This is a genomic window from Alcanivorax sp. (assembly GCF_051117345.1).
Taxonomy (GTDB): Bacteria; Pseudomonadota; Gammaproteobacteria; order Pseudomonadales; family Alcanivoracaceae; genus Alcanivorax.
The window spans coordinates 1-11,398 of sequence record NZ_JBNPEC010000095.1 but is presented as its reverse complement, the minus strand read 5'-3'; the positions used below and the strand labels follow the sequence as shown (position 1 = coordinate 11,398).

8 protein-coding genes are annotated in these 11,398 nt (G+C 58.5%); 4 read left to right on the top strand and 4 right to left on the bottom strand.

The window, feature by feature from the left end:
- Both ACFE0K_RS06160 and ACFE0K_RS06155 read left to right on the top strand, forming a co-directional pair.
- Positions 1-1,979: PEP-utilizing enzyme (locus ACFE0K_RS06160; RefSeq protein WP_434535226.1), on the top strand; the 1,979-nt coding region annotated here is incomplete at its 5' end.
- 30 nt (positions 1,980-2,009) lie between these two features.
- Positions 2,010-2,810 carry a DUF2189 domain-containing protein gene (locus ACFE0K_RS06155; protein ID WP_434535225.1) on the top strand — a complete coding sequence of 267 codons (801 nt, stop codon included), beginning with the start codon at positions 2,010-2,012 and terminating at the stop codon, positions 2,808-2,810.
- 31 nt (positions 2,811-2,841) lie between these two features.
- On the opposite strand, the gene metH is transcribed toward ACFE0K_RS06155, so the two are convergent.
- A complete protein-coding gene (gene metH / locus ACFE0K_RS06150; protein WP_434535224.1) occupies positions 2,842-6,549 on the bottom strand; it encodes a methionine synthase in 3,708 nt (1,235 codons plus the stop codon).
- A 289-nt stretch (positions 6,550-6,838) separates the two neighbouring features.
- Between metH and ACFE0K_RS06145 the strand changes: the two genes are divergently transcribed.
- Both ACFE0K_RS06145 and ACFE0K_RS06140 read left to right on the top strand, forming a co-directional pair.
- Positions 6,839-7,657: a mechanosensitive ion channel family protein gene (locus ACFE0K_RS06145; RefSeq protein WP_434535223.1), complete on the top strand. Its 819-nt coding sequence runs from the start codon at positions 6,839-6,841 to the stop codon at positions 7,655-7,657.
- 11 nt (positions 7,658-7,668) lie between these two features.
- On the top strand, positions 7,669-8,448 hold the full coding sequence (locus ACFE0K_RS06140; RefSeq protein ID WP_434535222.1) for a DUF481 domain-containing protein: 780 nt from the start codon (positions 7,669-7,671) through the stop codon (positions 8,446-8,448).
- A 249-nt stretch (positions 8,449-8,697) separates the two neighbouring features.
- On the opposite strand, the gene ACFE0K_RS06135 is transcribed toward ACFE0K_RS06140, so the two are convergent.
- The 3 genes from ACFE0K_RS06135 to ACFE0K_RS06125 all read right to left on the bottom strand — a co-directional run.
- Positions 8,698-10,071: an NAD(P)(+) transhydrogenase (Re/Si-specific) subunit beta gene (locus tag ACFE0K_RS06135; RefSeq protein ID WP_434535221.1), complete on the bottom strand. Its 1,374-nt coding sequence runs from the start codon at positions 10,069-10,071 to the stop codon at positions 8,698-8,700.
- 3 nt (positions 10,072-10,074) lie between these two features.
- A complete protein-coding gene (locus ACFE0K_RS06130; RefSeq protein ID WP_035244439.1) occupies positions 10,075-10,350 on the bottom strand; it encodes an NAD(P) transhydrogenase subunit alpha in 276 nt (91 codons plus the stop codon).
- On the bottom strand, positions 10,350-11,398 hold a 1,049-nt coding region (locus ACFE0K_RS06125), incomplete at its 5' end, for an NAD(P) transhydrogenase subunit alpha (protein ID WP_434535220.1). The genes ACFE0K_RS06130 and ACFE0K_RS06125, both read right to left, overlap by 1 nt.

Here is an 11,398-nt window from a genome sequence, read left to right as displayed (position 1 = left end):
AGGGCACGGAAAACCTGCAGCGCTGGGCGGCCATGGGGCTGCCTGTGCCGCCGAGCTGGCGGGTGAATCGGGACGTGGTGCAGGACAGCTCCCCGGAATCCCTGGCACAACAACTGCGCGCCTTGCCGCGCATGTTCAGCGAAGAACGTTATTGGGTCCTGCAACAAGGACCGATGAATCCGGATTCCCAGCGTGAAAGTCTGCTCAATCTGGATTCCGATGAGTCACTTGCCGCGGCGTTGCGCAGCATCTTCCAGCGTGAACAAGGGCCGGATCATGTGGTAATCCAGGCATTGCCGCGCCAGCAGGCCGCCGGCGTGCTCTTCACCCGCCACCCATTAAGACAGGACCTTCCTCACATGGTGGTGGAAGGGGTGCTTGATGGCAGCAGCGAGCGCCAACGGCTGATCTTCGATGATGACGGTCGCCTGGTGCACGCTTCCCACGAGGAGCTGGCGCTCGGTGACCAGGTTGGCGCGCCACTATTGCGTGAGCTCCATGAGCGGCTTAAACAAAACTTCCAGCGCCCTCAGGCCGGCGAATGGGTCTTTGATGGGCAGCAGCTATGGCTGTTGCAAACCCTGCCGGTGGGCTCGCTGCCCACGCCCAGGGAGGCATGGACACGCCGGGCAGGGAACGGATTGTTCACTCAGGTGGAAACGCCATTGTGGTACACCCTGGCAGGGCGCTGGCTGAAGACCGCCTTCTGGGAGCCTCTGGTGGCCCGTGAGGGCTGGCAATCGCTGGCCAAGGTCGAACCCTACCGTCGCCAGCACAGCCACCTGTACACCAACTGTGCATTTTTCCGTGAGCTGCAGAGTCAGCACGCAGGGGCCAGCCGCTTCCTGCCACCGGCATGGCAACAGCTTGAGAGTCGTACTGATCCGGTGTCGGGCAGCAAGCTGGTGGACAGATTCACGGTTTACCGGCACCAGCTGACGCTGGCCAGGGTGAGCAGGGATTTGAAGCGCTGGCAGCAGCCGGCAGCTACCCAGGAAGGGTTATGGCGCGCCTTCATGCAGCTTGACGGCATGGGCGAACGACTCAGCGGCGTGGAGGGGGAGGTCGGATACCTGGCCTTGCCGGACCGCAGCTGCCACTACACGACACCTTTTCCCCTGGAAATGCTGGTTACCGGTGCCGAGAAAGACGCCATCGACGTTCTGGTGGCTGAACGACCCGAAGCATTAAGGGAAACCGGCCTGCGCCCGGGGGCCGACCCAGTGCACGCGCCGTTAAACGAAAGCCCCGCCCAGGCCGGCAATCTCAATGGTTTGTATGCGAGCGCCACAGGAGATCTGCCCACCTGTGCCGAACCCTCAGTGGACGATTCGCGCTGGTTGTCACTGGCTCGTCAGGCTCGAGGCCTGCGCTTTGCCATCGGCAACCGGCTGCGTGGTCTGCTGCGCGCCATGGGTGCTGTGGCGGTGAATCAGGGGCGACTACAGCATCCGGATGATATTTATTTTCTCTACTTCGATGAACTGTGGCAGCTCTGGATGGGGCAACAATTGCCTGCCAGTGCCAATCGCGAGGTGATTGGCGATCGTAAATTACGTTACCTGGATGACGGCTTGCAGGGAGCGCCGGACTGGAAAATGGACCAGATTGGTTACGGCTTTGGTGGCGGTCAGCGCCTTAGCCCGCTGCTGCGCGGCTTGCCGCTGGTGCCGGGCAGGGTAGAGGGTCCGATACGGCGGGTGTGCAGCGCCTGGAGCCTGAATCGGATCTGCCCTGGGGATATTGTAGTCGTCGATCAGGTGGAGCCTGCCTGGTTGCCCTGGCTGGTTCAGGCGGGTGGTCTGGTTATCGCCGAGAAAGACCCCTGCAATGGTGCTGCCAGCCTGGCGGTTACCTATGGGATTCCTGCCATCTGGTCCGCCAGTGATGTGATGCACAGTGTCCAGGATGAGCTGCTTGGTCATCTGGATGCCACCCATGGCAGTCTTGATGTGTTCGCGAAGATTGCCGAAGATTGAGCAGGTATCGTCTCACCATGCGGCCATGCCATGAACAACGATAACAATCATCAGGAAGAGGATACCCGCCCCTTTGTGGCGCCCTGTCATGTCATTGCCCCTTCGGCGCCGTTGCGCTGGTTGCGCAAGGGCTGGCAGGACTTTTGTGCCGCACCGGGGCCAAGTCTGATCTATGGCTTTATCATGGTCGGCCTGAGCTATCTGATCACGGCCGCCACCTGGTGGTTTGGCAATATGGGCCTCTACCTGGGGCTGATTTCCGGGTTTGTTTTTCTGGGGCCGATTCTCGCCCTGAACCTTTACGATATCAGTATTCAGATCCAGCAGGATCAGACCCCGACACTCAAGGAAAGCCTGCGTCAGGCCCGCCATTGCATGGGGGATGCACTGACCTACACCGTGATCATGATTGTGGTCTTTCTGATCTGGGCGCGGGCGGCCAATCTGATTTATATCTTCTACCCGGTTAATGAATGGCACTGGAATGACATCCTGCTGTTCTTTGGCGTGGGTAGCAGTGTCGGGGCGGTTTTCTGCGCCATTATCTTTACCGCCAGCGTGTTCTCGCTGCCGATGATCATGGATCGTCGCACGGATATGGTGACAGGTGTGATCACCAGCATTAATGCGGTATTGCGCAACAAGCTGGCGCTGCTCCTGTGGGCCTGTCTAATCGGGGTGTGTTTGCTGGTGGGGCTGCTGACGGCCTATCTGGGGCTTGCTGTGCTGCTTCCGGTGCTCGGCTATGCCACCTGGCATGGCTACCAGGAATCCATTGATGCCAGCGACTGGGAACCCCGTTTCGAGCTGCCGCCTCAGCGGCTCAGTTGAGGAGCGCCTCTCGAGGCGCTCCTCGTACCAGTCAGCGCTGTTCTTCGTCCATATAACCCAGCAGATGCGGCACCATCCGTTCAATCTCCTTGCGGGTCATCCCCTTGCGAGCGGCATAATCGTCCATCTGGTCCTTGGCCAGCTTGCCGGTGCCGAAGTATTTGGCCTCCGGGTGTGAAAAGTACCAGCCTGACACCGCCGCTGCAGGCAGCATGGCGTAGCTTTCCGTCAGCGTCATGCCGGCATTCTGTTCCGGGTCGAGCAGCTCCCACAGCAGGGCTTTCTCGGTATGGTCCGGGCAGGCCGGGTAACCGGGGGCAGGGCGGATGCCCCGGTATTTCTCGCTGATCATGTCCTGATTGCTAAGCGCCTCGTCGTTGGCGTAGCCCCAGTACTCCTTACGGACTTTTTCGTGCATGCGCTCGGCCAGCGCCTCGGCAAGACGATCCGCCAGGGCCTTGAGCATGATGGAGGAATAGTCATCGTGGTCTGCCTCGAAGCGAGCCACGTGCTCGTCGATACCGCTGCCAGCGGTGACGGCAAAACCGCCCAGCCAGTCGGTGAGCCCCGTTTCCTTGGGGGCGATAAAGTCACTGAGACAGAAATCCGGCTTGTCGTTTTTGCTCCGGTCAAGCTGCTGGCGAAGGTGGTGGAGGGTCATGAATGCCTCCTTATCACCCGGGTTGCGGTACAACTCGATATCATCCATGACCGAGTTGGCCGGCCAAAAACCTATTACAGCACGGGCAGTTAGCCATTTTTCTTCAACGATTTTCTCAAGCATTGCCTGGGCGTCTCGGTAGAGCTTGGTGGCTTCGGTGCCCACCACCTCGTCTTCCAGAATGCGCGGGAATTTGCCAGCCAGTTCCCAAGAGCGGAAGAAGGGCGTCCAGTCGATGCGTTGAACCAGATCTTCCAGCAGGTAGTCGTCGAAGACCTTCAGGCCTTTTACCTTCGGCTCGGGCGGGGTGTAGCCGGACCAGTCTGGCTGGAAGCGATGCTGTCGGGCCTGCTCGATGGAAATCAGGCTGCGATCTACCTGTTGCTGTTTGCGACGCACACGCAGGCCTTCGTAGGTTTCCTTCAGCTCTGCGACATAGTCGGCCTTGGCGGTCTTGGAGAGCAGCTTGGAAGCCACACCCACGGCTCGGGAGGCGTCGGCCACGTGAACCACCGCCTCTTGGTAAGCCGGGTCGATTTTCACGGCGGTATGGATGCGGCTGGTGGTGGCGCCGCCGATCATCAGCGGTAGATCCATGCCCAGGCGCTGCATTTCACTGGCCACATGGACCATTTCTTCCAGTGACGGGGTGATCAGGCCGGACAGGCCGATGATGTCCACCTTCTCGGCCTTGGCGGTCTCGAGAATCTTTTCGCAGGGCACCATGACGCCCATATCCACCACGTCGTAGCCATTGCACTGCAGCACTACACCAACGATATTCTTGCCGATGTCGTGGACATCGCCTTTCACCGTGGCCATCAGGATCTTGCCATTGGCTTCGTCCTGAGTGCCCAGCTCTTCCTTTTCCTTTTCCATGTAGGGCAGCAGATAAGCCACTGCCTTCTTCATCACCCGGGCGGATTTGACTACCTGGGGCAGGAACATCTTACCCTCGCCAAACAGGTCGCCGACCACGTTCATGCCATCCATGAGCGGGCCTTCGATCACATGCAGGGGGCGAGCCGCATTCTGACGGGCCAGTTCGGTGTCCTCTTCCACGTAATCGGCAATCCCTTTTACCAGGGCATGCTGAAGGCGTTTTTCAACTTCCCATTCGCGCCAGGCCAGGTCTTCCTTCTTGACCTTCTCTGCGCCGCTGCCACGGTATTTCTCTGCCAGATCCAGCAGGACCTCGGTACCGTCTTCACGGCGATTAAGGACCACATCCTCCACGGCGTTGCGCAACTCCTCGGGAATATCCGAGTACACCGCCAGCATGGTCGGGTTGACGATGCCCATGTCCATGCCGTTCTTGATGGCGTAATACAGAAACACCGCGTGAATCGCTTCACGCACGGTGTCGTTCCCCCGGAAGGAGAAGCTGACGTTGGAAACCCCGCCGGAAATCATGGCGTGGGGCAGGGTGCGTTTGATGTCACCTACCGCTTCGATAAAGTCCACGGCATAGTTGTTGTGCTCTTCGATGCCGGTGCCGATGGCAAAGATATTCGGGTCGAAGATGATGTCTTCCGGCGGGAAGTTCACTTCTTCGGTGAGCAGTTTGTAGGCGCGGGTACAGATTTCCACCTTGCGCTCGCGTGTGTCAGCCTGGCCCTCTTCATCGAAAGCCATGACGATCACAGCAGCACCGTAGCGACGCAATAGGCGTGCCTGATGCAGGAAGGCTTCTTCGCCTTCCTTCATGGAGATGGAGTTCACCACCCCCTTGCCCTGGATGCATTTGAGACCCGCCTCGATCACCTCCCACTTGGAGGAGTCGATCATGATCGGCACCTTGGAAATCTCCGGCTCCGAGGCCACCAGGTTGAGAAATTTCACCATGCACTCGGCGGACTCCAGCATCCCCTCGTCCATGTTGATATCGATGATCTGGGCGCCGTTCTCCACCTGATCACGGGCCACATCCAGGGCAGCGTCGTAATCCTCTTCCTTGATCAGGCGCAGGAAGCGCTTGGAGCCGGTCACATTGGTGCGTTCGCCCACATTGACGAACAGGGAATCCTTGCGAATGGTGCACGGCTCCAGCCCGGATAGCCGGCAGGCCACCTCGATCTCGGGGAGTCTGCGCGGAGGCAAATCTTCCACCGCCTCAGCCATGGCGGCAATATGTTCCGGGGTAGTGCCACAGCAGCCGCCAATGATGTTGAGGAAGCCTTTTTCCGCCCAACCACGGATTTCCTTGGCCATGGTGGCCGGGTCCAGATCGTACTCCCCCATTTCATTGGGCAGCCCGGCGTTGGGGTGGGCAGACACGTAGGTCTCGGAGATCCGCGACAGCTCTTCGATGTAGGGCCGCAGCTCCATGGGGCCGAGTGCACAGTTGAGGCCGACACTGATCGGCCGTGCGTGGCGCAGAGAGTTGTAGAAGGCCTCTGTGGTCTGCCCGGTGAGCGTCCGCCCGGAGGCATCGGTGATGGTGCCTGAGAGCATCACCGGCAGGTCCAGGTCATTCTCGTAGCAGTACTGATCCACCGCGAACACCGCCGCCTTGGCATTCAGGGTATCGAAGATGGTCTCGATCAGGATCAGGTCGATACCGCCTTCCACCAGGCCATCCAGCGCTTCCAGGTAGGCTTCGACCAGTTTGTCGAAATTGGTGTTGCGGTAGCCGGGGTCGTTCACGTCCGGGCTGATACTGGCGGTACGGTTGGTGGGGCCGAGTACGCCGGCCACATAGCGCGGCTTGTCCGGGGTAGAGGCTTCATCAGCAGCCTGTCGGGCCACACGGGCGGCCGCCACATTGATCTCCCGCGCCAGGTCCTGCATGTCGTAGTCGGCCATGGCGATGGACGTGGCGTTGAAGGAGTTGGTCTCGATAATGTCAGCGCCAGCGTCCAGATAGCCCTTGTGCAATTCCTTGATCCGCTCCGGCTGGGTCATGCAGAGCAGGTCATTGTTGCCTTTCAGGTCACTGGGCCAGTCGGTAAAGCGGCTGCCCCGGAAGTCTTCCTCGGTGAACTTGCAGCCCTGGATCATGGTGCCCATGCCACCATCCAGAATCAGGATGCGTTGTTGCAATTGGGCGGTCAGGGGCGCACGCACGCTCTTGAACATTGAAGACTCCGACAGGACAGCAAATGTGACCGGGCATTATACCGGCCAGCTCGGCAGATACCCAGACATGGACACGCATTGGCAGCCAATTGGGCTTGAGTGTGCGCCGGGACTGGCCACCGGGGCACGAAGGTTTCATTATGTGTAGCAAGCCGACAGCGGGGCGGGGTGTTTACTTCGTTTTCGTCAGGTGAAACCTTTGTAAAATTCTGCACTTGCCTGTGTCTGCATCTTGGGCCAGGCACAGGAATGGGCATAATTCGCGCTCACTGGATGAGGAGTACGTTTAATGGATCAATATCTGTCTCAACTTGAAACCTTTGCCAACGAAAACCTGATGCCTTACGCCTGGAATATCATCGCGGCGCTGGTCATCTTCATTGTCGGTAAATGGATCGTGGGCAAGCTGGCCGGGTGGCTCAGCCGTGTGATGGACAAGAAGCTGGACACGGAAGTGGCCAAGTTTCTGGGTAACATCATCCATGTCCTGCTATTCGTTTTCGTCATCATCGCTTCTCTGGACCAACTGGGCGTGGAAACTACCTCACTGGTAGCCATTCTCGGTGCCGCCGGCCTGGCCGTTGGCCTGGCGCTGAAGGATTCACTGGGTAACTTTGCTGCCGGCGTGATGCTGATTATGTTCAAGCCGTTCCGGGTTGGCCACTACGTGGAAGCGGGTGGTACCTCAGGTACCGTGAAGGAAATACGCATCTTCGCCACTGTGATGAATAGCCCTGACAACAAGGTAATTACCGTGCCGAACGGGTCAATCATGTCCGGCAATATCACTAATTACTCTGAATTACCCACTCGCAGGGTAGATATGGTGTTCGGGGTTGCTTACGATGCGGACCTTTCCGTGGTGAAGAAGGTGCTGGAAGAGGTTCTGGCAGCTGATGAGCGCGTTCTCAAGGATCCGGCACCGACCATTGTGGTGGGTGAGCTGGCTGACAGCTCTGTGAATTTCCTCTGTCGCCCCTGGGTGAAGAGTGCGGATTACTGGCCGGTGCTCTGGGACACCACGGAAACCGTGAAGCGCCGCTTTGATGAAGCAGGGATTGGCATTCCGTTTCCGCAGATGGATGTGCATCTGGACAAGAGTGAGTAGAGGAGAAATTCATGCGCAGTAAGTATCTCGCTGCCATGCTGATTGCCGCCGGGTTGCCGGCGGTAACGGCAGCGGCCGAGGCCGAGGAAGGCACCAGCGAAGCAAGCAAGTGGTCCGGGGATATTTCCGTTGGCCTGCTTTTCAAACGTGGCAACACCGATTCTGATTCGGTGAATGCCCATGCCAACGCAAGCCGTGACAGTGCCTTCTGGCGCCATCACTTCAAGGCGGACGCCAACAACGAGAAAGAGCGCGATCCGGATACGGAACAATACAACCGTACCGATGAAAACTATTTTGCCTCCTACAAGCTGGACCGCAAGCTCGGCGAGGAATCCCGCAATTATCTGTTCAACGTAGCCACCTATGAGAAGGATAATTTCTCCGGGTTCCACTACCAGGCCAGTTACGCCATCGGTCTGGGTCGTCGTTTTATCGAGAATGATGTGCATACGCTGGACATGGAAGCCGGTCCCGGTTACCGCGTTCAGTGCCTGGAGCCGGAAGACTCCTACGGCGACTGTGCTAATACGGAAGAAAGCGCCATCGCTCGTCTGGCGTTGAAATACCACTGGCAAATCAGCGAAAGCGCTGAATTTCAGGAAGAAATCAGCAGCGAAGTGGGTGAAGATTCCACCAGCACCAGAATGGAAACTTCGCTGACCAGCAAGATAAACAGCCATTTTGCTCTGCGGTTGCGTCACTTGCTGGAGCATGAATCCAAGGTTCCGGCAGGCACCAAGGAAACGGATCATCAGGTGACTGTGGGTCTGGTTTATACCTTTAAGTAATATGCAGGCAGCACGCTTCACGCTGCAGGAAAAACAAAAAAGCCCGCCTCACATTGAGGTGGGCTTTTTTGTGGCTGATGGTCTGCCCGGGGCAAACAAGAAAGCCGCGTGGCTGGCAGGGTGGGTTAGTCCGAAGGGGAACCACCCTTTACTGCGTTTGCGTTGTTTAAGGCCAATCCACACAACAGAAAAGGCGCAGGCACAAAAAAGGGGAGCCGAAGCTCCCCTTTTTTCTGATCAGGTAACCGATCAGCCTTCTTTCAGGGCGGTAGTGATATCCAGTACCGCGCCTTTGCCGTCGCCGAACAGCATCAGCGTGTTGTCCTTGGCGAACAGCGGGTTGGGCAGGCCGGCAAAACCGGCACTCAGAGAGCGTTTTACCACAACCACGGTCTTGGCCTTGTCCACGTTGAGGATGGGCATGCCATAAATCGGGCTGCCTTTATCTTCGCGGGCCATGGGGTTGGTCACGTCATTGGCGCCCAGCACGATGGCTACGTCGGTCTGCTCGAAGGTAGGATTGATGGTATCCATGTCCTTGAGCTTGTCGTAGGGCACTTCGGCTTCCGCCAGCAGCACATTCATGTGGCCGGGCATACGACCAGCTACCGGATGGATGGCGTATTCGACTTCGATGCCCATCGCTTCCATGGTGTCAGCCATTTCGCGCACTGCATGCTGAGCCTGAGCCATGGCCAGGCCAAAGCCGGGCACGATGACAACGCGCCGTGCGGTTTCCAGCATCATGGCGACTTCGTCTGCAGAGGTCGACTTCACCTTGCCTGCATAGACTTCGTCTTCATCCATGGCTTCACCAGCTTCCGCCATTACACCGAACAGGACGTTGGTGAGGGAGCGGTTCATGGCTTTACACATGATACTGGTCAGGATCAGACCAGACGCACCGACCAGAGAACCGGTGATGATCAGGGCGCTGTTGCCCATCACGAAACCGGCAGCGGATGCCGCTACACCAGAGTAGGAGTTCAGCAGGGCGATCACTACGGGCATGTCTGCACCACCAATCGGCAGTACCAGCAACAGGCCGAGGAACATGGCCGCAGCCACCAGACCCCAGAACACCATCTCGTTCCCCGGGTTGGCAACCAGGTAACCGATGCCGACGATGGAGCCGATGAACAGGACAGCGTTGACCAGTTTCATGCCGGGGAAGCCCATGGGCTTACCGTCGATCAGTTCCTGCAGTTTGGCGAATGCGACCAGAGAGCCGGTCAGGGTGACCGCACCGATCAACACGGCAGCGCCGGTAGCGATGATGGAGACCGTGTCGTTGGCAGAGCCGCGGAAAAACTCGGCGGAAGCCACGGAGAAGGACGCACCACCACCAAAGCCGTTGAGCAGAGCAATCATCTGCGGCATGGCGGTCATCTGTACCTTCTTGGCCATGACGGCGCCAATCAGGCCACCGACAACAACGCCGGCAATGATGACTTCATAGGTAACAATATGCTCGTTGAGCAGGGTAACTACGGCAGCAACACCCATACCGGCAGCAGCCAGCAGGTTCCCGCGCACAGCAGTTTTCGGCTTGGTCAGCCCCTTGATGCCCACCACAAACAGGCAGGCGGCGATCAAGTAGGCGATATCAATCCAGTTTTGCATGAATTACTTCCTCTTGAACATCGCCAGCATTCGATTGGTGACCATAAAGCCGCCAATCACGTTGATGGTGGCCAGCACCACAGCGATAAAGCCCAGCACATTGATCAGCATGCCGGAGTCGGAACCGGCGGCGATCAGGGCACCCACCACGGTAATACCGGAAATCGCGTTGGAACCGGACATCAGTGGGGTGTGCAGGGTGGGCGGAACCTTGGTGATCAGTTCCACACCGAGGAAGATCGCCAGCACAAACAGGGTTAGTTGGGCTACGAAATCCATTATTTCTCCTCCTCCTTGTTGGCGTCGGAGTCCGCATCAGCGGAATCGTCTGCCTCGGGCTCAGGTTTAGCCAGAGCGGGCAGGCCGAGCAGGTCGCGTAGGCGAGCCTGGGGGACATCGCCGTTGTGGCTGACCACGGTTTCGGCAACGATCTGGTCTTCGAAATCCAGTTGCAGATCGCCGTTATCGTCCAGCAGCAGGTTAAGCAGGTTTTCCATGTTTTTGCCGAACATCTGGCTGGCATGGAACGCCACGGAGGAGGGTACGTTCTCCGGGCCGACGATGGTGACGCCGTGCTTCACAACGGTCTTGCCGGATTCGGTCAGATCACAGTTGCCGCCACGTTCTGCGGCCAGATCGACGATAATGGAGCCGGGTTTCATGGCCTTGACCATGTCTTCGGTGACCAGAATCGGGCTCTTGGCGCCGGGAACGGCAGCCGTGGTGATTACCACGTCCATTTCCTTGATCACTTCCGTCATCAGCTCGCGCTGGCGCTTGAGGAAGTCTTCGCCCTGAGCCTTGGCGTAACCGCCGGAGCCTTCCGCTTCACCAGTGTCCAGGTCCAGCTCTACCGGCTTGGCGCCAACGGAGAGGATCTGTTCGCGAGCAGCAGGACGCACGTCATAAGCTTCGACCACGGCACCCAGGCGCTTGGCGGTAGCACAGGCCTGCAGGCCTGCCACACCGGCGCCCATTACGAACACGCGGGAGGCGTTCATGGTGCCGGCAGCGGTCATGTTCATGGGGAACATGCGCTGGGATTCGTTGGCGGCCAACAGGACGCATTTGTAACCGGCAATCATCGCCATGGAAGAAAGTACATCCATGGCCTGGGCGCGGGTGATCCGCGGTACCAGTTCCAGAGCCAGGCCGGTGACTTTCTTGTCGGCCAGCGTCTGGGCAAATTGCGGGTTGGCCAGCGGATCGGTCATACCGATAACGATCTGGTCTTGCTTGAATTTCTCCAGATCTTCGTTGCCGTTCTGGGTGTTGCTGCCAGGCGTTTGCACCTGCAGTACCACCTGCGCGGAAGCGAAGATCTCGT

Excerpts from the sequence above, each read along its gene's own strand:
- ACFE0K_RS06155 (WP_434535225.1), top strand. The coding sequence starts at position 2,010 with ATGAACAACGATAACAATCATCAGGAAGAGGATACCCGCCCCTTTGTG.
- metH (WP_434535224.1), bottom strand. The coding sequence starts at position 6,549 with ATGTTCAAGAGCGTGCGTGCGCCCCTGACCGCCCAATTGCAACAACGC.
- ACFE0K_RS06145 (WP_434535223.1), top strand. The coding sequence starts at position 6,839 with ATGGATCAATATCTGTCTCAACTTGAAACCTTTGCCAACGAAAACCTG.
- ACFE0K_RS06140 (WP_434535222.1), top strand. The coding sequence starts at position 7,669 with ATGCGCAGTAAGTATCTCGCTGCCATGCTGATTGCCGCCGGGTTGCCG.
- ACFE0K_RS06135 (WP_434535221.1), bottom strand. The coding sequence starts at position 10,071 with ATGCAAAACTGGATTGATATCGCCTACTTGATCGCCGCCTGCCTGTTT.
- ACFE0K_RS06130 (WP_035244439.1), bottom strand. The coding sequence starts at position 10,350 with ATGGATTTCGTAGCCCAACTAACCCTGTTTGTGCTGGCGATCTTCCTC.